Annotated in this window: 23 protein-coding genes and 1 riboswitch; of the genes, 13 read left to right on the top strand and 10 right to left on the bottom strand. The window is 60.2% G+C overall.

Annotation, left to right across the window (positions count from 1 at the left end; translation table 11 throughout):
• The first annotated feature begins 4 nt into the window (after window positions 1-4).
• From metK to HBJ59_RS16345, 4 genes are all read left to right on the top strand, one after another.
• Window positions 5-1,195, top strand: a complete 1,191-nt coding sequence (gene metK, locus HBJ59_RS16360; RefSeq protein WP_076017785.1) for a methionine adenosyltransferase — start codon at window positions 5-7, stop codon at window positions 1,193-1,195.
• Window positions 1,196-1,417: 222 nt separating this feature from the next.
• Window positions 1,418-1,759 carry a hypothetical protein gene (locus tag HBJ59_RS16355; protein WP_076017784.1) on the top strand — a complete coding sequence of 114 codons (342 nt, stop codon included), beginning with the start codon at window positions 1,418-1,420 and terminating at the stop codon, window positions 1,757-1,759.
• 110 nt (window positions 1,760-1,869) lie between these two features.
• On the top strand, window positions 1,870-3,543 hold the full coding sequence (ligB, locus tag HBJ59_RS16350) for an NAD-dependent DNA ligase LigB (RefSeq protein WP_173860418.1): 1,674 nt from the start codon (window positions 1,870-1,872) through the stop codon (window positions 3,541-3,543).
• A gap of 81 nt (window positions 3,544-3,624) precedes the next feature.
• A complete protein-coding gene (locus HBJ59_RS16345; protein WP_076017782.1) occupies window positions 3,625-4,020 on the top strand; it encodes a DUF1090 domain-containing protein in 396 nt (131 codons plus the stop codon).
• A 6-nt stretch (window positions 4,021-4,026) separates the two neighbouring features.
• On the opposite strand, the gene HBJ59_RS16340 is transcribed toward HBJ59_RS16345, so the two are convergent.
• Window positions 4,027-4,476: a cytochrome c gene (locus HBJ59_RS16340; protein ID WP_167664120.1), complete on the bottom strand. Its 450-nt coding sequence runs from the start codon at window positions 4,474-4,476 to the stop codon at window positions 4,027-4,029.
• Between the two features lie 128 nt (window positions 4,477-4,604).
• Between HBJ59_RS16340 and HBJ59_RS16335 the strand changes: the two genes are divergently transcribed.
• Complete coding sequence (locus tag HBJ59_RS16335; RefSeq protein ID WP_167664119.1) at window positions 4,605-5,777, top strand: murein transglycosylase A; 1,173 nt, start codon at window positions 4,605-4,607, stop codon at window positions 5,775-5,777.
• Window positions 5,778-5,918: 141 nt separating this feature from the next.
• On the opposite strand, the gene HBJ59_RS16330 is transcribed toward HBJ59_RS16335, so the two are convergent.
• A complete protein-coding gene (locus HBJ59_RS16330) occupies window positions 5,919-6,305 on the bottom strand; it encodes an MAPEG family protein (protein WP_167664118.1) in 387 nt (128 codons plus the stop codon).
• Window positions 6,306-6,336: 31 nt separating this feature from the next.
• The gene (locus HBJ59_RS16325; RefSeq protein WP_167664117.1) at window positions 6,337-7,170 is read right to left on the bottom strand and encodes an EamA family transporter; all 834 of its coding nucleotides are present in this window, start codon (window positions 7,168-7,170) and stop codon (window positions 6,337-6,339) included.
• A 245-nt stretch (window positions 7,171-7,415) separates the two neighbouring features.
• On the opposite strand from HBJ59_RS16325, the gene HBJ59_RS16320 reads away from it, so the two are divergent.
• On the top strand, window positions 7,416-8,681 hold the full coding sequence (locus tag HBJ59_RS16320) for a sodium:proton antiporter (protein WP_076017777.1): 1,266 nt from the start codon (window positions 7,416-7,418) through the stop codon (window positions 8,679-8,681).
• Here HBJ59_RS16320 and HBJ59_RS16315 read toward each other — a convergent pair.
• Together HBJ59_RS16315 and HBJ59_RS16310 are read right to left on the bottom strand one after the other, a co-directional pair.
• On the bottom strand, window positions 8,675-9,562 hold the full coding sequence (locus HBJ59_RS16315) for a formate/nitrite transporter family protein (protein WP_076017922.1): 888 nt from the start codon (window positions 9,560-9,562) through the stop codon (window positions 8,675-8,677). The genes HBJ59_RS16320 and HBJ59_RS16315 overlap by 7 nt on opposite strands.
• A gap of 76 nt (window positions 9,563-9,638) precedes the next feature.
• Entirely contained in the window at window positions 9,639-10,043 is a 405-nt protein-coding gene (locus tag HBJ59_RS16310) for an acyl-CoA thioesterase (RefSeq protein WP_003216852.1), read from the bottom strand.
• Window positions 10,044-10,241: 198 nt separating this feature from the next.
• Window positions 10,242-10,348: riboswitch (S-adenosyl-L-homocysteine riboswitch) on the top strand.
• 21 nt (window positions 10,349-10,369) lie between these two features.
• Here HBJ59_RS16310 and ahcY point away from each other — a divergent pair.
• The 5 genes from ahcY to HBJ59_RS16285 all read left to right on the top strand — a co-directional run bounded on the left by ahcY (window position 10,370) and on the right by HBJ59_RS16285 (window position 16,933).
• The gene (ahcY, locus tag HBJ59_RS16305) at window positions 10,370-11,779 is read left to right on the top strand and encodes an adenosylhomocysteinase (protein WP_076017775.1); all 1,410 of its coding nucleotides are present in this window, start codon (window positions 10,370-10,372) and stop codon (window positions 11,777-11,779) included.
• A 167-nt stretch (window positions 11,780-11,946) separates the two neighbouring features.
• Window positions 11,947-12,792 carry a methylenetetrahydrofolate reductase [NAD(P)H] gene (gene metF / locus HBJ59_RS16300; RefSeq protein ID WP_076017774.1) on the top strand — a complete coding sequence of 282 codons (846 nt, stop codon included), beginning with the start codon at window positions 11,947-11,949 and terminating at the stop codon, window positions 12,790-12,792.
• A 75-nt stretch (window positions 12,793-12,867) separates the two neighbouring features.
• The gene (locus tag HBJ59_RS16295) at window positions 12,868-13,950 is read left to right on the top strand and encodes a hypothetical protein (protein ID WP_076017773.1); all 1,083 of its coding nucleotides are present in this window, start codon (window positions 12,868-12,870) and stop codon (window positions 13,948-13,950) included.
• Between the two features lie 70 nt (window positions 13,951-14,020).
• Window positions 14,021-14,824, top strand: a complete 804-nt coding sequence (locus HBJ59_RS16290; protein ID WP_167664116.1) for an ABC transporter substrate-binding protein — start codon at window positions 14,021-14,023, stop codon at window positions 14,822-14,824.
• A 222-nt stretch (window positions 14,825-15,046) separates the two neighbouring features.
• Window positions 15,047-16,933, top strand: a complete 1,887-nt coding sequence (locus tag HBJ59_RS16285; protein WP_076017771.1) for a DEAD/DEAH box helicase — start codon at window positions 15,047-15,049, stop codon at window positions 16,931-16,933.
• Window positions 16,934-17,005: 72 nt separating this feature from the next.
• Here HBJ59_RS16285 and HBJ59_RS16280 read toward each other — a convergent pair whose 3' ends face one another.
• The 3 genes from HBJ59_RS16280 to HBJ59_RS16270 all read right to left on the bottom strand — a co-directional run bounded on the left by HBJ59_RS16280 (window position 17,006) and on the right by HBJ59_RS16270 (window position 18,940).
• The gene (locus tag HBJ59_RS16280) at window positions 17,006-17,602 is read right to left on the bottom strand and encodes a YceI family protein (RefSeq protein WP_076017770.1); all 597 of its coding nucleotides are present in this window, start codon (window positions 17,600-17,602) and stop codon (window positions 17,006-17,008) included.
• A 157-nt stretch (window positions 17,603-17,759) separates the two neighbouring features.
• Entirely contained in the window at window positions 17,760-18,356 is a 597-nt protein-coding gene (locus tag HBJ59_RS16275) for a YceI family protein (protein WP_076017769.1), read from the bottom strand.
• 32 nt (window positions 18,357-18,388) lie between these two features.
• Window positions 18,389-18,940, bottom strand: a complete 552-nt coding sequence (locus HBJ59_RS16270; protein ID WP_167664115.1) for a cytochrome b — start codon at window positions 18,938-18,940, stop codon at window positions 18,389-18,391.
• A 280-nt stretch (window positions 18,941-19,220) separates the two neighbouring features.
• On the opposite strand from HBJ59_RS16270, the gene HBJ59_RS16265 reads away from it, so the two are divergent.
• A complete protein-coding gene (locus HBJ59_RS16265; protein ID WP_167664114.1) occupies window positions 19,221-20,627 on the top strand; it encodes an adenosylmethionine--8-amino-7-oxononanoate transaminase in 1,407 nt (468 codons plus the stop codon).
• Window positions 20,628-20,790: 163 nt separating this feature from the next.
• The gene (locus HBJ59_RS16260) at window positions 20,791-21,510 is read left to right on the top strand and encodes a 16S rRNA (uracil(1498)-N(3))-methyltransferase (RefSeq protein WP_076017765.1); all 720 of its coding nucleotides are present in this window, start codon (window positions 20,791-20,793) and stop codon (window positions 21,508-21,510) included.
• Between the two features lie 74 nt (window positions 21,511-21,584).
• Here the strand turns inward: HBJ59_RS16260 and HBJ59_RS16255 are convergent, their stop codons facing one another.
• Both HBJ59_RS16255 and HBJ59_RS16250 read right to left on the bottom strand, forming a co-directional pair.
• Complete coding sequence (locus HBJ59_RS16255) at window positions 21,585-22,520, bottom strand: transporter substrate-binding domain-containing protein (protein WP_256576986.1); 936 nt, start codon at window positions 22,518-22,520, stop codon at window positions 21,585-21,587.
• A 24-nt stretch (window positions 22,521-22,544) separates the two neighbouring features.
• On the bottom strand, window positions 22,545-22,898 hold the full coding sequence (locus HBJ59_RS16250; RefSeq protein WP_167664113.1) for a RidA family protein: 354 nt from the start codon (window positions 22,896-22,898) through the stop codon (window positions 22,545-22,547).
• Window positions 22,899-22,907 lie beyond the last annotated feature (9 nt).

The following is a 22,907-nucleotide window of genomic DNA, read 5'->3' as shown; positions in this document are numbered from 1 at the left end:
CGAGATGAGCGAATACTCCCTTTTCACCTCCGAGTCCGTGTCTGAAGGGCATCCGGACAAAATCGCCGACCAGATCTCTGACGCGGTGCTGGACGCCATCATTGCTGAAGACAAGTTCGCCCGAGTGGCGTGCGAGACTCTGGTGAAAACGGGCGTGGCGATCATCGCCGGCGAAGTCACCACCTCTGCCTGGGTAGACTTGGAGCAGATCGTTCGTGACGTGATCATCGACATTGGCTACAACAGCTCCGACGTCGGCTTCGACGGCGCGACCTGCGGCGTGATGAACATCATCGGCAAGCAGTCCCCGGACATCAACCAGGGTGTCGACCGTGCCAAGCCTGAAGATCAGGGCGCCGGCGACCAAGGCCTGATGTTCGGCTACGCCAGCAACGAAACCGACGTGCTGATGCCAGCACCGATCACCTTCTCCCACCAGTTGGTGAAGCGCCAGGCCGAAGCCCGTAAATCGGGTGTGTTGCCATGGCTGCGCCCGGACGCCAAGTCCCAAGTGACCTGCCGTTATGAAGGCGGCAAAGTCGTCGCCATCGACGCGGTTGTACTGTCGACCCAGCACAACCCGGACGTGTCCTACAGCGACCTGCGCGAAGGCGTCATGGAGCTGATCGTCAAGCACGTACTGCCTGCCGAACTGCTGACCAAAGACACCCAGTTTCACATCAACCCGACTGGCCAATTCATCATCGGTGGCCCGGTAGGCGACTGCGGCCTGACCGGTCGCAAGATCATCGTCGACAGCTACGGCGGCATGGCCCGTCACGGCGGCGGCGCGTTCTCCGGCAAGGATCCATCCAAGGTTGACCGTTCGGCTGCCTACGCCGGGCGTTATGTGGCCAAGAACATCGTGGCTGCCGGCCTGGCCGAGCGTTGCGAGATCCAGGTGTCCTACGCCATCGGTGTGGCCCAGCCTACGTCGATCTCGCTGAACACCTTCGGTACCGGCAAGATCAGCGACGACAAGATCGTCAAGCTGGTGCGTGAAATCTTCGACCTGCGTCCTTACGCAATCACCACCATGCTCGACCTGCTGCACCCGATGTACCAGGAAACCGCGGCCTACGGCCACTTCGGTCGCACCCCTGAGCAGAAGACTGTCGGCAACGACACCTTCACCACGTTCACCTGGGAAAAGACCGACCGCGCCAACGACCTGCGCACTGCCGCCGGCCTGTAATCGCCTTACGGTGAACACAAAACCCTGCCGGGCTATCCCGGCAGGGTTTTTTATTGCCGGATGATTTGCGGGCGACAATCACTTTTTTGGATCCAATGCTTGCAGGCTAAATGATGGCCCACTAGAATCCGCGCCCTCCCGGGCCTTCACCTCTTATTGGATATTGCACTGCGCCTGCCCGGGACCGATAAGCGCGCAGGCAATCGTACATTGAGGTTTTCCATGCGCATTTCCACACTCGCCCCTGCCGCCCTTCTGCTCAGCCTGTTTGCCCTGCCGGCGCACGCCGACTTGAGCGCACTCAGCGGCCTGACTTCCCAACTGGGCGTGTCTTCCGGCGATTGCGAAAAACAGGGCACAGACCTGCAGGCCAAGGTCGACGCGGCCAAAGCCAATGGCGAAGAATTGAAAGTGAAGGCCATGCAGGCCGCTCTGGATCAAGTAAACAAAGGTTGCAAAAAAGTCGGCGAGTCCCAGGCCAAGCTCGATGCCAGCCAACAAAAGCAGCAGGCCAAGGCGGACAGCAACGACACCGTGAAAGCGTTGGGTGGTCTGTTCAAGTAAGCCGAAACATCGGGTAAAAAGCCTCGCGGTTGCGGGGCTTTTTTATGCCCGCCGGGATGGCTTAGTCTGGGCGCCCTTTCAGAGCAAGGATGCTCATGATGATGCTGCCTATGCGGTTGCTGTTCTTCTTTTTACTCAGTCTCTCGCCGCTGATTGCGTGGGCGCGGGAGTGTCCCGACTGGGAGGCCGATCACGCCCGGACCCAGATCGCCGACTTGGCGCAGCAAGTCCGCTTGTGGGATGACAGCTATCATCGACTCGGCCAGTCATTGATCAGCGATGAGCTCTATGACCAGGCCCGCCAGCGCCTTGGCCTATGGCGCAGTTGCTTCGCCTCCTCCGCGCCGACCACGGACAATCCGCTGGCCAGCGCACGAGGCACCATCGCTCACCCGACACCACACACCGGCCTGGAAAAACTGCTGGACGACAATGCCGTTCAAACCTGGCTGAGCACTCGCCAGGACGTATGGATTCAGCCCAAGGTCGATGGCGTCGCCGTCACGCTGGTTTACCGCAAGGGCCGACTGAGCCGGGTCATCAGTCGTGGCGATGGCCGGCTGGGCCAGGATTGGTCAGCCTCCGCCCGCAGGATTCCCGGGATCGTCCAGCAACTGCCCGAGCCCGTAGACCTGTTGTTGCAAGGCGAACTCTATTGGCGACTGGATGATCACGTGCAGGCCGCCGAAGGTGGCCTCGGCGCCCGCAGTAAAGTCGCCGGGCTGATGAATCGCCGGCAGTTGAGCGAAGCCGAAGCCGCCAATATTGGGCTGTTTGTGTGGGCTTGGCCCCAAGGCCCCGATGATTTTTCCGAACGGCTGAGCCAGCTTGCGAAATGGGGCTTCAATGACAGCGAGCGCTATAGCCATCCGATCAAGGACATTACCGAAGCAGCGCACTGGCGCAGCTACTGGTACAGCCACCCACTGCCCTTCGCCAGCGATGGCGTGGTGTTGCATCAGGGCCAGCGAGCGCCGGCCAAACGCTGGAGGGTCAGTTCGCCCTATTGGGCGGTTGCCTGGAAATACCCGGTAGTCAAAGCGCTGGCCCATGTGCGCAAGGTGCATTTCAAGATTGGGCGCACCGGGCGCATCACCTCCATCCTGGAACTGGAGCCGGTACTGCTTGATGACCGGAAAATCAGCCGGGTCAGCGTTGGCTCCCTGAAACGCTGGCGGGAACTGGATATTCGCCCTGGCGACCAGGTGTCCATCAGCCTTGCCGGCCAGGTCATTCCGCGCCTTGACCACGTCGTGCTGCGTAGCCAGCCACGGGTCGAGTTGCAGATCCCCCAGGCCAACAACTTTCATCCCCTGAGTTGCTGGGAACTGGCCCCGGGCTGTGAGGAACAATTGCTCGCGCGCCTGACCTGGCTGAGCGGCGCCCAGGGGCTGGCCCTGCCACATATTGGCCGTGAAACCTGGAACACTTTGATTCAGGCCGGTCTAATCGCCGGGCTGCTCGATTGGTTAACCCTGGATGAGGCAGAGCTTGCTAACATTGATGGCTTAGGTGAACGCAGCAGTGCACGTTTACTCGACAGCTTGCGCGGCGCCCGGCAACGCCCGTTCGCGCAATGGCTGATGGCCCTGGGAGTACCGCCCACGGCCCGCAACAATCTACAAGGCGGCTGGCAAACCCTGGCCGCCAAAGACACTCAAGCCTGGCTGGCCGAAGATGGCATAGGCCCGGGCCGCGCGGCGCAACTGAGCGCTTTTTTTCGCGACCCGCAGGTGCAGGCCTTGAGTGAAACATTACGGGCTGCCGGGATAGATGGTTTTTGACCTCTGCCCGACAGCATTAACCGGTGCCGGCAGAATTCATCCTGCCCACCTGATTGCGACCTTGTTTCCTTTGGAGCCTTTATGAAGTTTCTCGCACCTTTTGCCTTGTTGACCGTCGCAACCTTTATGGCCACACCACTGCTGGCGGCCGAGGAAACCCCGCAGCTCACCGGCTGCGCCGCCAAGCGCCAGGCCATCAGCACCCAGATCGAACAAGCCAAGGCCCACGGCAACAGCGAGCAGCAAGCCGGCCTGGAAAAAGCCTTGAGTGAAGTCACCGCCAATTGCACCGACGCCTCCTTGAAAAAGGAGCGCGAAAACAAGGTGCTCGACGCCAAGCACGAAGTCAGCCGGCGTCAGGCCGACCTCGACAAGGCGATGAAAAAGGGTGATTCCGACAAGATCAACAAGCGCAAGGACAAGCTAGCCCAGTCACGCAAGGACTTGCAGGAAGCCCTGGACGATCTGGACAAGTAAGACGCCTCAGTGATCGCGGAACTGTTTATGGCACGCGGTGCAGGCATCTTCGACTTTCTGCACGGCCGGCCCCAGGTTACTGGCCTTGTAGGGCTGGACTTGGCTGGCGATCACCAATTCACCGGTGGCCGCTTCAAGGTTGCGGGCCATCTCCTGGAAGCGTGCCTGTTGCTGCCACACGTCGTCCTTGGCGCTGGTGTGGTCTTCTTCACGCACGCTCGGGAAATGTTTCCACGGTTCATGGGACAACGTATCAAGCTTGACCGCGCCTTCGGCAAATTTAGCGCCGTCGAACGGAAGGCGTCCACGCAGCATGCCGCCCAGGTCTTCGCCGGTCTTGAGCATCTGCTTGAAAATCGCCTTGCGCTGGCCAAGGGGCGAATTCGGATCAACTCCGCCACAGGCGGACAGTGTCAGGCAGGCCAGCAATACAACGGTCAGTCTTTTAAAAGTCATGATGGCTCAAGGTCACGGGAAACGGCGGCCAGTATCCTCGCCCCGCCTGTAAAGACCAATACCCCTATTAATAATAAGGGTTGTTCGAGCGCCAACCCGCGCGGGCAATCGCCTCAGGAATTTTGTGTATGAATACCCGCTTTAAACCCTGGAGCCGCAGCCTGGCGTGGGCTCTGCCAATGATCGCGTTGCTGGCCGGTTGCGACACCGGCAAAGATGAAAAAGCCAAGCCCCACGCCATCGCGACCTACACCAGTGCCACCTGGGAAAACTTGCCGGCGGTATCGGACAGCGACCTGCAAGCCGGCTTCGAATCCTGGCGCAGTGCCTGCCAACGACTCAAGGCTGATCCAGTGTGGGGCACGACGTGCGCGGCATCAGCCACCGTACCGTCGACCGCAGTGGCGATTCGCGACTTCCTCAAGGCCAACCTTGATGTCTACGGCCTGCGTTCGGCTGACAACAGCCCCAACGGCCTGATCACCGGTTACTACGAACCGGTTTACCCCGGTAGCCTCACCGAAACCCCTACCGCCCACGTGCCGGTATTCGGCGTGCCGGATGACCTGATCATCGTCAACCTGGAAAGTATCTACCCGGAACTCAAGGGCAAACGCCTGCGCGGTCGCCTGGAAGGTCGGGTACTCAAACCCTATGACGACGCCAGCGCCATCAACCAGCAAGGCTCCACCGCCAAGCCTATCGCCTGGCTGACCAATCCGATGGACCTGCAATTCCTGCAGATTCAGGGTTCGGGCCGCATCCAACTGGATGATGGCCGCCAATTGCGTGTCGGTTACGGCGACCAGAACGGCTACCCGTACCGCCCCATCGGTCGCTGGCTGGTTGAGCAAGGTGAGCTGAAAAAAGAAGACGTGACCATGGGCGCCATCGCAGCATGGGCCAAGGCGAATCCGCAGCGCATTCCTGAATTGCTGGCAAGCAACCCCAGCTACGTGTTCTTCAGCGCCCGCCCCGACAGCAACGAAGGCCCGCGAGGCTCGCTGAACGTGCCGTTGACCGCGGGTTATAGCGTTGCGGTGGATCGCAAGGTGATTCCGCTGGGCAGCCTGTTATGGCTGTCGACTACGCGACCGGATGGCGCACCGATTGCCCGCCCGGTGGCTGCGCAGGATACCGGCGGTGCAATTACCGGCGAAGTGCGCGCCGACCTGTTCTGGGGAACCGGTGATGCCGCTGGTGAGTTGGCGGGCAACATGAAGCAGCAGGGCCAGATCTGGATGCTGTGGCCAAAAGGCGCAGCGCTGCCGAAAGTGCCCGATGCGCCGACAGGCACCTGAAGAACACCAAGGGTCTATGTGGGAGCGGGCTTGTGTGGGAGCGGGCTTGCTCGCGAATGCGGTGTGTCAGTCACCGGATGTATCGACTGATCCACCGCATTCGCGAGCAAGCCCGCTCCCACATTTGAACAGTGTCAGGCTTTAGATCGAGACGAAGAAGAAACTCGCAATCAACGCCATCCCCACCGCCCACACCACCGACCGCAGCATCGCCCAGTCCGCCAGATAGCAGATGATGTAAAGCAACCGGCTGGTAATAAACAGCACCGCCAGCACGTTGATCGTCACCAGCGACGCCGCGCCGGCCAAATGGGCGATGATCACCGCCGCCGCAAAGGCCGGGGTCACTTCAAAGCTGTTGAGTTGCGCACTGTGGGCACGCTTGGCAAACCCCTCCAGCGTATCCAGGAAGGCACGCGGATCATGGTTATCCCGGGGCCCGAACTTGCCACCGCTGAACTTGGCCACGCCCGTGCACAGGTACGGCAGAAAAATTGCGATCAACACACACCAGAAAGCGACTGTCATAACCCATTCCTTTTTTAGTTTTGTCCGACGGTTAGAGCTTCATCACGAACATGCCGATCAGCACCAACCCACAGGCTATGAGCCGCGGGCGGCCGAAAGGTTCTTTCAGGTAACGCATACCGAACAGCACCACCAGGATCACGCTGACTTCCCGCAGCGCGGCAGCCTCGGCAATCGAGCCCAATTGCATGGCCCAAAGCACCAGAGCGTAGCTCAACAACACGCACAACCCGACACTCAGCCCCAGCCGCCACTGGGTACGCCAGAAAAGGCCGAACGCCGCCCGCTTGCGCACCACCGCCAGTAACGGAAACGGCCAGGCGCTGATCAGCGTCAGCCACACCAGATAATCCAGCGGGTGCGACCAACGGCGCAACGCCTGGCCGTCGAGGAAGGTGTAGCAACCGATGCACAGGCCAATCAGCGCCACCACCGGCAACATCGACCAGGGCAACCGCTCGCCACCACCGCCTTGCCACAACAGGCACAGCATGCCGAACGGAATCAGCAGAATGCCGAGGATCTGTTGGGTGCTGAGCACCTCACCGGCAAACACCAGCGTCAGCACCAGCACCACCAGAGGCGACAGCCCACGCATCAACGGGTACACCAACCCCAGGTCACCCACCCGATAGGCCTGGATCAGCAGGTAGCGATAGAGCAATTCAAACAGCGCCGAGGCGATGATCCATGGCCAGATTTCCAGCGGCGGCAACGACACGAAACCTACCGCCAGCAAGACAAACAGCAACGCCACCGTGTCCATGCACGCGATCACCAACAGGCGTTCGCCGCTGAATTTGATCAAGGTGTTCCACGTCGCATGCAACAGCGCCGCTACCAGTACCAGAGCTGTTGCAATCACTCGTGACTCCCCCGTCAGAAACAGCAGAATTGATGCACCATATGTCAGCACCTGTTTATACTAAAGCCAACCACGCCGCACTCAGTTGCGCAAAGACCTCTACCCATAATTTTTTGCTGCTGCCCGATCCTCATCGACCCGAGCGTATGCCTGACGGCACTTTTCTCCATCTGCTTGCAACGTCGCCGCCTCGCTGCGGTCCACCTATCCAACTAACTACTCACCCCCCCATCCAAGGACCCCGGATGCTTGAACTTGTCGCTGCGTTTATTTGCCTCACCACCCTGCTCACTTACGTGAATTACCGCTTCATCGGCCTGCCGCCCACCATCGGCGTGATGGTGACGGCGCTGATGTTTTCCCTGCTGCTGCAAGGTTTGAGCTTTATCGGCTACCCCGGCCTTGAAGAACGCATCCAGCAGTTGATCGGCCAGATCGACTTCGGCGACTTGCTGATGAACTGGATGCTCTCGTTCCTGCTGTTCGCCGGCGCCTTGCACGTCAACCTGAGCGACCTGCGCAGCTACCGCTGGCCCATCGGCCTGCTCGCCACCTTCGGCGTATTGATCGCCACGGTGGTGATCGGCAGCCTGGCCTTCTACATCTTTGCCCTGTTCGGCTGGCACGTAAGCTTCCTGTATTGCCTGCTGTTCGGCGCGCTGATTTCCCCCACCGACCCGATTGCCGTACTCGGTGTGCTGCGAACCGCCAACGCGTCCAAGCCGCTGAAGACCACCATTGTCGGCGAATCGCTGTTCAACGACGGCACGGCGGTGGTGGTGTTCACGGTGTTGTTGGGCATCGCGCAGCTGGGCGAGACGCCTACGGTTGGCGCCACGGCCATGCTGTTTGCCCATGAGGCCATTGGTGGCGTGGTGTTCGGCGGGCTGATCGGCTACATCGTGTACCTGATGATCAAGAGCATCGAGCAGTACCAGATCGAAGTGATGCTGACCCTCGCCCTGGTGATCGGCGGCTCGGCAATGGCCACCGAGTTGCACGTCTCGGCACCGATTGCGATGGTGGTGGCGGGACTGATCATCGGCAACCTGGGCCGCAAGCTGGCAATGAACGACATGACCCGTCGCTACCTGGACGGTTTCTGGGAACTGCTGGATGACATGCTCAACGCCCTGCTGTTCGCGCTGATCGGCATGGAATTGCTGCTGTTGCCGTTCAACTGGCTGCACGTGCTGGCCGCCAGTTTGCTGGCGGTGGCGATCCTGTTGTCACGCCTGCTGACGGTCGCCCCGGCGATCCTGCTGCTGCGGCGCTGGCGCACGGTGCCCCGCGGCACCATCCGCATCCTTACATGGGGCGGCTTGCGCGGTGGGGTTTCCGTGGCATTGGCCCTGGCCCTGCCGTTGGGCCCGGAGCGCGACTTGCTGCTGAGCATCACCTACATCGTGGTGCTGTCCTCGATCCTGTTGCAGGGCTTGAGCATCGGCAAGCTGGTCAAGCACGTGACCAAGGATGATCCGGCGCCTGCTGCGGCGCCGGAGACTCACTGATCCTTTTTGATCTGCTGCGGATGCCTCGGGTCCGCAGCGGCTTTGCCTGGCAGGCTGCTTTCGCTGCGAATCTGCGCATGGCTGATCAGCGCAAAGATAAAGCTGCCGCCGATGATATTGCCCGCCAATGTCGGCCCGGCGAACACCAGCCAGAAGTCTTTCCACGGCAACTCGCCGGCAAATACCAGGTACGACACTTCCGCCGAGCCCACCACGATGTGGGTGAAGTCTCCCAGTGCCATCAGGTAGGTGATCAGGATGATGATCCAGATTTTGGCGCTTTCCATGGACGGGATCATCCAGACCATGGTGGCGATCATCCAGCCGGAGACAATGCCCTTGGCGAACATCTGGGAGGCGTCGTTTTCCATGACCTTGCGCCCGATTTCCAGGAAGGCCAGGTCGGTCTTGGTGTCAAAGATCGGCAAGTGCAGCATCACGTACGCCACCAGCAAGGTGCCGCACAGGTTGCCCACCAGCACCACTGCCCATAAACGCAGCAGACGTCCGAAATTATTCAGCGTGGGTTTGCTCATCACCGGCAACACCGCTGTCAGGGTGTTTTCGGTGAACAACTGCTGACGGGCGAGGATCACCGCCAGAAAACCTGCGCAGTAGCCAAAACTGGCTATCACCTTGAACTCTTCGCCATCCGGCAGGCGCGAGTTGAGCAAGCCCATGCCCATCAGCGACAGGCCCATGGTCAGGCCAGCGGCCAGCGCCGACCACCACAACGCGGCGACATTGCGCTCCAGCTCCTGGTCGCCTTGAGTGCGGATGATTTCATGCAGAACCGCCGCGCGAGGCGGCTGGTTCTTGTCGACGTCGTGCTGTTCTTCCTGCGACAGATTGGGGGTCTTGCCGTCTTCTTGGGTGGCCATGGTGATACCTGAACGGGGGGCGATGTTCAGGTACGACCTATGGTTGATCAAGAGCGTTCACTGGCCCAGCGCAGGATTACTCGCCGAGGCCTTCCGACTGAAACTGATCCTTCACGTACTTGATCTCGGTGCGGCCATGGGGCGCCGGCAAACCGTCTTCGCCCAGGTTCACGAAGACCATTTTTTCCACCGTCAGAATGCTCTTGCGCGTGATCTTGTTACGCACTTCGCAGGTCAGGGTGATGGAGGTGCGGCCGAACTCGGTGGCGGTGATGCCCAACTCGATGATGTCGCCCTGGCGCGAGGCGCTGACAAAGTTGATTTCAGAAATGTACTTGGTCACCACCCGCTGGTTGCCCAACTGGACAATCGCGTAGATGGCGGCTTCTTCGTCGATCCAGCGCAGCAGGCTGCCACCGAACAGGGTGCCGTTGGGGTTGAGGTCTTCGGGTTTTACCCATTTGCGGGTGTGGAAGTTCATGTTCACTCCAAAGCGTGTTGCGAAATGATGGTCAACATCATGGCAGAGGCCGGCCCCAAGCTCTATGAGCCATTGGCTATCAACCCCATGAGCGATCTTCATGCCGCCGACAGAAAGGCTTTAGAAGTCAGGCGCAGGCGGCTATAATCGCCTCCGCTTCAAAACGGTCATCTTCGATTGATACCGTTCTCCCGCCACCTGTCCGAGGGGCGCTGCAGCAGGCTCGACCTGTCAGGCTCGGATGGGGCGTTGTCTGGCCTGGTTAATTGGGCCTGATACTAAACGCACAACGGCGCCCATTCGCACACTACGAATGGAGGCTCTTCATGAGCGCTGTAATCACGCCTGCAGGTTTTACCGACTACAAAGTCGCCGATATGTCCCTCGCTGCCTGGGGCCGTCGCGAAACCTTTATCGCCGAATCCGAAATGCCAGCCCTGATGGGCCTGCGCCGCAAGTACGCCGCTGAGCAGCCGCTCAAGGGCGCGAAGATTCTCGGCTGCATCCACATGACCATTCAGACTGCCGTGCTGATCGAAACCCTGGTTGCCCTGGGTGCCGAAGTACGTTGGTCGTCTTGCAACATTTTCTCGACTCAAGACCAGGCTGCTGCCGCTATCGCTGCTGCCGGGATCGCTGTTTACGCCTGGAAAGGCGAGACAGAAGAAGAGTACGAGTGGTGCCTGGAGCAAACCATCCTCAAGGATGGCAAGCCATGGGATGCCAACATGATCCTCGACGACGGCGGCGACCTGACCGAGCTGCTGCACAAGAAATACCCGCAGATCCTCGACCGCGTCCACGGCGTGACCGAAGAAACCACCACCGGCGTTCACCGCCTGCTGGACATGCTGGCCAAGGGCGAGCTGAAAATCCCGGCCATCAACGTCAACGACTCAGTGACCAAGAGCAAGAACGACAACAAGTACGGCTGCCGTCATAGCCTGAACGATGCGATCAAGCGTGGCACCGACCACCTGTTGTCCGGCAAGCAAGCGCTGGTGATCGGCTACGGTGACGTGGGCAAGGGTTCGTCCCAGTCCCTGCGTCAGGAAGGCATGATCGTTAAAGTCTCCGAAGTTGACCCGATCTGCGCCATGCAAGCCTGCATGGACGGTTTCGAAGTGGTTTCGCCGTTCATCAACGGCCAGAACGACGGCACCGAAGCCAGCATCGACAAAGCACTGCTGGGCAAGATCGACCTGATCGTGACCACCACCGGCAACGTGAACGTGTGCGACTCGAACATGCTCAAGGCCCTGAAAAAGCGCGCCGTGGTGTGCAACATCGGTCACTTCGACAACGAAATCGACACCGCTTTCATGCGCAAGAACTGGGCATGGGAAGAAGTGAAGCCACAGGTACACAAGGTTCACCGTACCGGTGCTGGTGATTTCGACCCGCAGAACGATGACTACCTGATCCTGCTGGCCGAAGGCCGTCTGGTGAACCTGGGCAACGCCACTGGCCACCCAAGCCGCATCATGGATGGCTCGTTCGCCAACCAGGTTCTGGCGCAGATCTTCCTGTTCGGCCAGAAATACGCCGACCTGTCGCCAGCCCAGAAAGCCGAGCGCCTGACCGTGGAAGTACTGCCGAAGAAACTCGACGAAGAAGTGGCCCTGGAAATGGTCCGCGGCTTTGGCGGCGTAGTGACTCAACTGACCAAGACCCAGGCCGACTACATCGGCGTGACCGTCGAAGGCCCGTTCAAGCCGCACGCTTACCGCTACTAAGTAACCGGCTCTCTCCCTGTCGGAGCGGGCTTGTGTGGGAGCGGGCTTGCTCGCGAATACGGAGTGTCAGTCGAAGCAATCATGGCTGACCCACCGCATTCGCGAGCAAGCCCGCTCCCACATTGACGGTGTGAGCCTTCCAGTTTTGAGTTTCCAAGGATACGACCATGTCCCAAGACCGTCGCTACAGCTTCGAGTTCTTCCCGACCAAGACCGATGCTGGGCATGAAAAACTGATGGCGACTGCCAAGCAGTTGGCCAGCTTCAACCCCGATTTCTTCTCCTGCACCTACGGTGCCGGTGGCTCCACCCGCGATCGCACGATCAACACCGTGTTGCAGCTGGAAAGCGAAGTTAAAGTCCCTGCTGCTCCGCATTTGTCCTGCGTGGGCGACAGCAAGGCCGACCTGCGCAGCCTGCTGACCCAATACAAGCACGCCGGCATCAAGCGCATCGTCGCCCTGCGCGGTGACCTGCCGTCCGGCATGGGCATGGCCAGCGGCGAGCTGCGCTACGCCAATGACCTGGTGAGCTTCATCCGCGAAGAAACCGGCGATCACTTCCACATCGAAGTGGCCGCTTATCCGGAGATGCACCCCCAGGCGCGCAATTTCGAAGATGATTTGCAGAACTTCGTGCGCAAAGCCAACGCCGGCGCCAACAGCGCAATCACCCAGTACTTCTTCAACGCAGAGAGCTACTTCTACTTCGTTGAACGTGTACAGGCGATGGGTGTGAATATCCCGATCGTGCCGGGCATCATGCCGATCACCAACTACAGCAAACTGGCGCGTTTCTCTGACGCCTGCGGCGCGGAAATCCCACGCTGGATTCGCAAACAACTGGAAGCCTACGGCGACGACGTCAAGAGCATCCAGGCGTTCGGCGAGCAGGTCATCAGCGAAATGTGTGAACAATTGTTGCAAGGTGGCGCGCCAGGGTTGCACTTCTATACCCTGAACCAGGCTGAGCCAAGCCTCGCTGTCTGGAACAACCTGAAGCTGCCACGCTAAGGTCTGCTCCGAAATGCCAGGGCCCTCATATCGAGGGCCTTTGCCGTTCTAAACGCCCACGGAATTCTGCAGTCCATGAATACAACCGCCCCGACGTCCCGCCCGCAACTGGTGTACCTGGTATTCGGCGCCGAGACTTACCATCAGGAAGCGGTATTCAGTATCGCCAGTGCCTTGGCCTTCCTGCGGGATACGCCGGATGCCGGCATCGATATCCAGGTCTTCAGCGACAATCCCGAGCCTTATCGCCTGCTGCCGGTACGGGTGCGCCCGCTGGATGAAGCCACGCGTAAACGCTGGAGCGAGCCCCATGGCTACCACTTCCGCACCAAGCACGTGGTGCTGCGGCAGGTGCTGCAAGAGTCCGAAGTGGCGCTGCTGATCGACACCGACACGTTTTTCCACCACTCGCCCTTGGCGCTGTTTGAACGCGTGCAGCCCGGCACCCTGCTGTGCAACGCCTTCTACACCAAGTACGGCGACAACCACGAAAGCATTCTGTACAGCGCCCTGTACCAACGCCTGCTGGACATGGGCGTGGCCGACGACGACATGATGACCCTCAACTCCGGGGTCATGGGCCTGACGCAGCAGGACGCGCACATTCTCGACCGTTCGATCGAGCTGATGGACGAACTGTTTCCCCATGCCCAGGGTGCCTACACCCTGGAAGAGTTCTGCCTGTCCATCGCCGCTTATCGCACCCTCAACGTGCGCGAATGCCCGGACCTGATCCACCACTACTGGAGCCGCAAGCAGCTGTTCCGGGCCAAGGTCAAGGCATGGATCGCCAAGCATGCGGCGAACCCCACCAGCGTCACGGCCCTCGACGATACCCGCCAGGTCTCCGCCCACCTGCCGCGCCCGCCGCGCCTGCAACGGCTGATGTACAAGCTGATCACCCTGATATTGCCCAAGCACCAGCAGCAGTTCATCCGGGAAATCCTCTACGGCTGCTATGAGCATGAAAACGAGTTCGACCAGGCGTGTGGCCCGGTTTGGTGGGACAAGGCCCGGCAAAATCAGGAAGAGCGCCAGGGCCGGCCCGTTGATGCCCATCTGCTGGAGCACTGGTTTGCCAATCCCGTGGTGCGGCTGATTCTCGGTGAGCGGCGCGAGGCGATCTACGAACACTTGATCAAATCTCCCGGTAAGTAAAACCGGCGGGCGCCCGCAGATCACTGAGCCAGAGCTTCTCTTTAGCCCGAGACAGTCGTAATCTCGGGGCATGCCTGTCACTTTCCGGTTGTTGACTGTTGTTCTTTTCGCTTGCCTGAGCCTCGGTGCCCATGGCGAGAAACTGCGCATTGTCACCGAGCCCTGGGCGCCTTACGTATACGACGACAAAGGCACCATGCGCGGGCTCGACTACGAGACCACGGTGATCGTGTTCCAGCGTTTGGGCATCGATGTGGATTGGCAATTTCTGCCCTGGAAGCGCTGCCTGGCGATGCTCGATCAGGGCCAGGCCGATGGCGCACTGGATATTTTCTACAGCCACGAACGCGACGCGGTGCTGCTGTACCCCAGCGAGCCGCTGTCCGAGGTGGAGTTCGTGCTGTTCTACGCCAACGAGCGACCACATCCGTTCCAGACCTTCGACGACCTGCGTGGCCTGACCATCGGCACGTCGCCGGGTTACCTCTATGGCGCCGAGTTCAGCGAGTCCACACAGTTCAAGCAGGAGCCGGCCGCCAGCCATGAGGCCAACTTCGGCAAGCTGGCCCTGGGGCGAATCGACCTGGTGATCACGGACCGCCGAGTCGGCCAGCATGTGCTCAAGGCCCTCGGACTTGAGGGCCAGATCACCCAGGCACCCCAGGTGGTCAGCAGCCAGCCACAATTCCTCGCCGTGCGCCGGGGGGCCGGCATGGATTTGCTGGTGCAACGCTTTGCCGCCGAACTCAAACGCTTCAAGCAAGAGCCGGCCTACGCGGCCTTGAGCGCCAAATATGCAGGCAGCAGCCCCCAAACCAGCGCATCCGCCGTGCCCGCGCGCACCGTTGAGCAGCAGGAAAGCAGCGCAGAGTGATTGCTCTGTTATACTCCGGCCTTTCCGCCAGGCTTACGCCCGGACGCTTCGGTCTTGCAAAAGGCACCCGACCCCGCTACAGCGCAGCTTTCAAGCCCGCGCGAGCCGTCTGAGTGCCTGCCAGCCCCAGCAGGACCGGACGGGATTGCGTTCATCTAAACGCCATTCACGCCAGGCAAGACTATCCCTCTGGGCCAAGCCCTAACTAAAACAGGATTACTCATGTCCTTTGCTTCCCTCGGTCTCTCCGAGGCTTTAGTCCGCGCCATCGAGGCAGCGGGCTATACCGAGCCTACTCCGGTGCAACAGCGGGCCATTCCCGCCGTGTTGCAAGGTCGCGACCTGATGGTTGCGGCTCAGACAGGTACTGGTAAAACCGGCGGCTTCGCCCTTCCGATCCTGGAGCGGTTGTTCCCCAATGGTCACCCGGACAAATCCCAGCGTCATGGCCCGCGCCAACCGCGCGTACTGGTCCTGACCCCTACCCGCGAACTCGCCGCCCAGGTGCATGACAGCTTCAAGCTGTATGCCCGCGACTTGAAGTTCGTCAGCGCCTGCATCTTCGGCGGCGTCGGCATGAACCCACAGGTTCAGGCCATGTCCCGCGGTGTCGACGTACTGGTTGCATGCCCGGGTCGTTTGCTCGACCTGTGCGGCCAAGGCAGCGTCGATTTGTCCCACGTGGAAATCCTCGTGCTGGACGAAGCCGACCGCATGCTCGACATGGGCTTTGTCCATGACGTGAAAAAGGTCCTCGCGCGCCTGCCGGCTAAACGCCAGAACCTGCTGTTCTCGGCCACGTTCTCCAACGACATCACCGCGTTGGCGGGCAAGTTGTTGCACAACCCCGAGCGCATTGAAGTCACGCCGCCGAACACCACGGTCGAGCGTATCGAGCAGCGCGTGTTCCGCCTGCCGGCCGCCCACAAGCGTTCGCTGCTGGCCCACCTGATCACCGCCGGCGCGTGGGAACAGGTATTGGTCTTCACCCGCACCAAGCACGGCGCCAACCGCCTGGCCGAGTACCTGGACAAGCACGGCCTCACCGCCGTCGCCATCCACGGCAACAAGAGCCAGAACGCTCGCACCAAAGCCCTGGCCGACTTCAAGGCCGGTGAAGTGCGCATCCTGGTCGCCACCGACATCGCCGCTCGCGGCCTGGATATCGACCAGCTGCCACACGTGGTCAACTTCGAGCTGCCAAACGTCGACGAAGACTATGTGCACCGTATCGGCCGTACTGGCCGGGCCGGTCGTTCGGGCGAGGCCATTTCCCTGGTCGCTCCGGACGAAGAAAAGCTGCTGAAAAGCATCGAGCGCATGACCAAGCAGAAAATCACCGACGGCGACCTGATGGGCTTCGACTCCAGCGCCGTTGAGGCTGAAAAGCCTGAAGTGCGCGAGCGTCCGGACGTGCGCAACCCACGCAACAACCCACGCGGTCCGAAGGGCGATGGCCCGAACGGCGGCGGCGGTGGTGGCGGTCGTAAAGACAAGGGCAAGGACAAAGGCGGCAAGGACAAGGCTGCGACCAACGGCCGTGGCGAACGCCCGGCTCGTGAGCAAAAGCCCCGTGAAGGCACCCCGGCCCGCGAACAGCGCCAGCCGAGCCAGCCGGCACGTGCTGCTGCCGACCGAGCGCCGGACGAGTTCCTGGACGACGACGTAGACAACTTCGGTAACCGCGTTGACTACGTACCCCAGGCCAAGCCGGCCCAGGGCCGTGGTCGTCGCCCGGGCGCTCCGGCCCAGGGCGCAGGCGCAGGTTCTGCGCCACGCACTGGCGGCCAGCCACAAGGTCGCCAGAACGGCCCGCGCAGCAGCAACGGTGCCACCACCGGCACCCCGCCTGCCAAGCGCAGCGGCCCGCGCAACGGCGCACCGCGTGACGGCCAGGCCCGTCGCGAAGAATCGCGCAACCGTCGTCCGGCTAGTGATGATCAACCTCGTCTGTCGGAGCCAGCGGTGCAAAACCCGCGCGGCGGCCCGGCACCGAAGATCATCCACAAAGAGTCGAAAAGCGATCGCACGCTGACACCTGAGCAGTTGGATCAACTGCCGGGCCGTCCACGTGGTGAAAAACCGGCGTTGCTGACCCGCAACCGCTGAGTTTTCAAAGCGCCATAAAAAATGCCCCGGATCGCGAGATCCGGGGCATTTTTGTTTCAGGGCAACGAAGACTTACTTCGTCCTTATGCCTTCGAACGTGATGTACAACTCGATCCGGCTGGAGCCTGGGGACAGCTTGCCCGTCTGGCCAAAGTCTTCCCGCAGAATACTGGTGGTGCCTTCGAACCCCGCACGGTAACCGCCCCATGGGTCATCGCCCTCCCCGAGGAACGTTGATTTGACCACGATGGATTTCGTCACACCGCCAAGGGTGAGGTCACCCGTTACATCGGCCGTGAGTTTCCCCTCCGAATTGGTGCCGGTCAGTTTCACACCTGTAGAAACAAACCTGGCGTCGGGAAACTTGTCGACATTGAGGTATTCCTTTTCCCGCAGGTGCTTGTCGCGTTCCGTGTGATTGGTGAACAGACTGGCGGTACGCACATTCACTTCGATCTTGCTGTCTTCGGGCTTGGTCGCATCAAAACTGAACGTTCCGTCCAGGTCTCGGAAGGTGCCGGTGATAAAGCTGTACTCCAGATGCTTGACCTTCAAGTCGATAAAGGCGTGCTGGCCTTCCTTGTCGATCACATAGTCCGCAGCCAGGGCCTGGCCTGCAGCAAGCACGCTGAAGCTCATCGTCAGTGCAGCAAATGTTTTCATCAGCATCGGTCTACTCCTAGAGAGTCAGGGGGGACCGTGTAGAAATAGAGATATCCGTCGCGTAAAAAAACAGGCTAAGAGCTGAAATTGCGTAGGAGTCTTCTTAAACGACACAAAAAAAAACGCCGACACAAAGGTCGGCGTTTTGTTTAGCGGGCGAAAATTACTTCGCTTTCACACCTTCAAACGTCACGTACAGCTCAACGGTGTTGGACGCTGGGCCCAGGTCCATCTGCTTGCCGAAGTCCTGGCGGTTGAAGGAAGTAGTACCTTCAAAGCCGGCACGGTAGCCGCCCCATGGATCCTTGCCTTCACCCAGGAAGGTGGCCTTGACGACGATTGGCTTGGTCACGCCGTGGAAGGTCAGGTCGCCGGTCACGTCTGCAGTGACTTTGCCGTCAGCATTCTTGCCGGTGGTCTTGACGCTGGTGGAGACGAACTTGGCATCGGCAAACTTGCCAACATCCAGGAAGTCTTTGCTGGCGATGTGCTTGTCACGTTCGGCGTGGTTGGTGAACACGCTGGCGGTGCGGACGTTGAACTCAATCTTGCTGTCTTCAGGCTTGGCAGCATCGAAGCTGAACTTGCCGTCCAGGTCCTTGAACGTACCGGTGATGAAGCTGTAGCCCAAGTGGCTGATCTTGAAGTCAACGAAGGCGTGCTGGCCTTCCTTGTCGACAACGTAGTCAGCTGCCATCGCCTGACCGGCAGTCAGCAGGGCAGAACCGATGGCCAGAGCGGCGAGAGTCTTTTTCAACATGCTTTCTATTCCTTGTGAGTCGAGGTTGAACATCAGGCTTTGCGCCCCAGCATACGAACCAGGGTCACATCACGATCAATGAAATGGTGTTTCAACGCAGCCACACCATGGAGGCCGGAGAACACCACCAATACCCAGGCCAGGTACAAATGCACCACGCCTGCGGTGTCTGCCTGGTCCGGTAGCCCGGAAACCAGTGCAGGAATCTCAAACAGGCCAAATACCGGGATCCCGACACCGTCTGCGGTGGAAATCAGGTAACCGGCAATCATCACGGCAAACAGCCCGAGATACAGGAATGCGTGGCCAAACGCAGCCCCCAGACGCGTCATGCGGCTATAGCTGGCAAGCGGGGGCGGCGGCGGGCTGAGCAAACGCCAGACAATGCGCACCAGCATGATGGCGAACAGCGTGATGCCGATGCTTTTGTGCAGGTCCGGGGCGTCCTTACGCCAGGTGCTGTAGTAGTCGAGACCCACCATCCACAGGCCCGACGCGAACAGACCGAACACCACAAGGGCCACGCCCCAGTGCAAAACAATGCTGACCCAGCCGTAGCGGGCCGATGAGTTACGTAGCTGCATGTTCCAAATCCCGTAAGAACTGTGCCAAGACTATCGACTTACCTATCGATTTAAAGCGGAAAATTTCGCTTTGAAATATCGAGAAATACGATCAAGAGCGTATGCAGAGTAAGTTAACAAGAGATTAAGGACTATCCAGAAGAAACGTGACGGACTGTCCTGCATTTACCACCAATTTACGCTTCCACCTCGCAATGGGTTGTGACACAGGTCCGCATTGCATAGGCTTGCGCGATTGTTTCGCCCGCGCACGTCGCGAGCCGCTTCGAGGAGAATGAAGATGGGTTTGAATAACCAGTGGATGCAACGCGACCTTGCGGTGCTATGGCATCCCTGCACCCAGATGAAAGACCACCAGCAACTGCCGTTGATCCCGATCAAGCGTGGCGAAGGCGTCTGGCTGGAAGACTTCGAAGGCAAACGCTACCTCGACGCCGTCAGTTCCTGGTGGGTCAACGTGTTTGGCCACGCCAACCCGCGCATCAACCAGCGCATCAAGGACCAGGTGGATCAGCTGGAACACGTGATCCTCGCCGGTTTCAGCCACCAGCCGGTGATCGAGCTGTCCGAGCGCCTTGTGAAGATGACGCCCGAAGGCCTGACCCGCTGCTTCTACGCCGACAACGGCTCGTCGTGCATCGAAGTCGCGCTGAAGATGAGCTTTCACTATTGGCTCAACCGCGGCCTGCCGAACAAGAAGCGCTTTGTCACCCTGACCAATAGCTATCACGGCGAAACCATCGCCGCGATGTCGGTGGGTGATGTGCCGCTGTTCACCGAAACCTACAAGGCCTTGCTGCTCGACACCATCAAGGTGCCGAGCCCGGACTGCTACCTTCGCCCAGAGGGCATGAGCTGGGAAGAACATTCCCGGAACATGTTCCTGGCCATGGAGCAGACCCTCGCCGACAACCACGACACCGTGGCCGCCGTGATCGTCGAACCGTTGATTCAGGGCGCCGGCGGCATGCGCATGTACCACCCGGTGTACCTCAAGCTGCTGCGGGAAGCCTGCGACCGCTATGGCGTGCACCTGATCCACGACGAAATCGCCGTGGGCTTTGGCCGCACCGGCACGATGTTCGCCTGTGAACAGGCCGGCATCCGCCCGGACTTCCTGTGCCTGTCCAAGGCCCTGACCGGCGGCTACCTGCCGTTGGCGGCGGTGGTCACCACCGACGATGTGTACGACGCCTTCTACGACGACTACCCGACCCTGCGTGCCTTCCTGCATTCCCACAGCTACACCGGCAACCCGCTGGCCTGTGCGGCGGCCCTGGCGACCCTGGATATCTTCGAAGAAGAGAACGTCATCGAAAACAACAAGGCCCTGGCCCAGCGCATGGCCACCGCCACCGCGCACCTGGTGGACCACCCTCACGTCTCGGAAGTACGCCAGACCGGCATGGTGCTGGCCATCGAGATGGTGCAGGACAAGGCCACCAAGACCGCCTACCCGTGGCAGGAACGCCGTGGCCTCAAGGTGTTCGAGCATGCGCTGGAGCGTGGCGCGTTGCTGCGGCCATTGGGCAGCGTGGTGTATTTCCTGCCGCCCTATGTGATCACCCCGGAGCAGATCGACTTCCTGGCCGAAGTGGCCAGCGAAGGGATTGATATCGCCACCAACAGCAAGGTCAGCGTGGCGGTGCCCAAGGATTTCCACCCGGGGTTTCGTGATCCGGGCTGATTGAGTTCACTTGATTAATCGGGTGCCGCTGCTGCCTGACCTGTAGGAGCGAGCTTGCTCGCGAAAATCGTCAACGATAATGCGGGTATCCTGGTTAAACGCGGCGCCCTTACGTTCTTCGCGAGCAAGCTCGCTCCTACATGAACCTCCCCAGAGAACAGAAATGAGACTGTCCCGCTTTTTTGTCGACGCCCCACTGAGCCTTGGCGACCACGAGTTGCCGGAAGCCCAGGCGCATTACATCAGCCGCGTGTTGCGCATGAGCGAAGGCGACGCCGTGCAACTGTTCGACGGCTCCGGCCAGGAGTTTCGCGCCAGCTTGCTGGAAGTCGGCAAAAAACGCGTGGTGGTGCAGGTCACCGAGACTTTCGCCGGGCAGATCGAATCACCGTTGCAGATTCACCTCGGCCAGGGCCTGTCCCGTGGCGAGCGGATGGACTGGGCGATCCAGAAGGCCACCGAGCTTGGGGTAAATGAAATCACCCCGATCTTCAGCGACCGCTGCGAAGTGCGCCTCAAGGACGAACGCGCCGACAAACGCCTGCAGCACTGGCGCCAGGTGGCGATCAGCGCGTGCGAGCAGTGCGGGCGTTCGCGGGTGCCGGTGATTCACCCACCGCTGTTGCTGGCGGATTGGCTGAAGCAGGCCGAAGCGGATTTGAAGCTGGTGCTGCACCCGGTGGCCGAGCCGCTGGTGAGCCACGCCAAGCCTGGAAGCCTGGCCTTCCTGATCGGGCCGGAAGGTGGTTTGACTGATGGGGAAGTCGAGACGGCCCAAGGTGCAGGTTTTCATTCTGCACGCCTGGGCCCTAGGGTGCTGCGCACCGAAACTGCGCCAGTCGTGGCGCTGGCGGTGGCCCAACAACTCTGGGGCGACTTCTAAACCCGCTTTGCAAACCCGATCAAATGTGGGAGCTGGCTTGCCTGCTCCCACATTTTGATCGGGTTTCCACTCCACTACTCCACCGGATCACTCACCGGCTTGGCAATAATCGCCTTCAACTCACTGGTCATCGGGAATTCCAGGTTCAGGCCCTTGGGCGGAATCGGCTGTTCAAACCAGCGCTGGTAAATCCCGTTGATCTCCCCCGAGCTGTAAAGGCCGGCCAGGGTTTCGTTGACCACCGCGAGAAACTGCGGGTCGTCCTTGCGCACCATGCAGCTGTAGATTTCCCGCGACTGCTCCTCCCCCACTACTACCCACTTGTGCGGATCCTTGGCCTTGGCCCGCTCGCCGTAGAGCAACGCGTCATCCATGTAGAACGCCGCTGCCCGGCCCGATTGCAGCATCTGGAACGCCTCGCCATGGTCCTTGGCGCTGATCACCGACATGTTTAGTTTGTGATCGACGTTGTAGCTCTTGAGGAAGCGTTCATTGGTGGTGCCGGCGGTGGTCACTACGTTCTTGTCCCGCAGGTCGGCGAAGCGTTTGATGCCGCTGTCGTTGGCGGTCAGCAACTGGCCCTTCACATAGATAAACCCGTAAGAAAACGCCACCTGTTTCTGCCGCTCGGCGGTCACGCCGGTGGAGCCGCACTCAAGATCCACGGTGCCGTTTTGCACCAGGGCAATGCGGGTCTGGGAGGTCACCAGGTTGTACTTCACGTTGAGTTTTGGCACACCGGTTTTCTGCTGGATGCGCTCGACGATCTTGTTCGCCAGCTCCACCGAATAGCCCATGGGCTTGCCGCTGTGATCACCCACATAGGAAAACGGCACCGAGGCGTCGCGGTAGCCGAGGGTGATGCTCTTGGCGTTGGCGATCTTGCTCAGTGTGCCTTCCAGAGGGGCTTCGGTTGCCTGGGTCTGGGCGCTCAATATCAGTGCCAAGAAGAGTATGGGGCTGCTGCGCAGCCCAACGGGGGATAAACCCCCTCGCCACAGTTTTTGCATTGTTATTCTCCGTTTTTGTTTTAGTTATGGACGGCGGGCAGCGATGACGCTGATCTCCACCAATACGTCGGGCCGTGCCAACTGCGCCTGCAACGTGGTACGCGTCGGTGCCTGACTCGGCGACAACCAGGCGGACCAGGCTTCATTCATCGGCGCAAAACCGTCCTGAATATTGTTCAGGTAGATGGTCGCGTTCAGTAGATGATCCTTGTCGCTGCCGGCCTCGGCCAGCAGCGCATCGATCTTGACCAACACTTCTTCGGTCTGGGTCTTCACATCGCGGCCTTCCCCCGGCACCTGGCCGGACAAAAACACCAAGTCCTGAAACACCACGGCGCCAGACAGGCGACTGTTGCTGTTGATTCGGGTGATGGTCATCTAAACATC

The organism is Pseudomonas sp. AN3A02 (assembly GCF_011765255.1).
In the GTDB taxonomy this organism is placed as follows: Bacteria; Pseudomonadota; Gammaproteobacteria; order Pseudomonadales; family Pseudomonadaceae; genus Aquipseudomonas.
The sequence above is the reverse complement of the archived record's forward strand: the minus strand, read 5'-3'. Positions and strand labels throughout refer to the sequence as shown.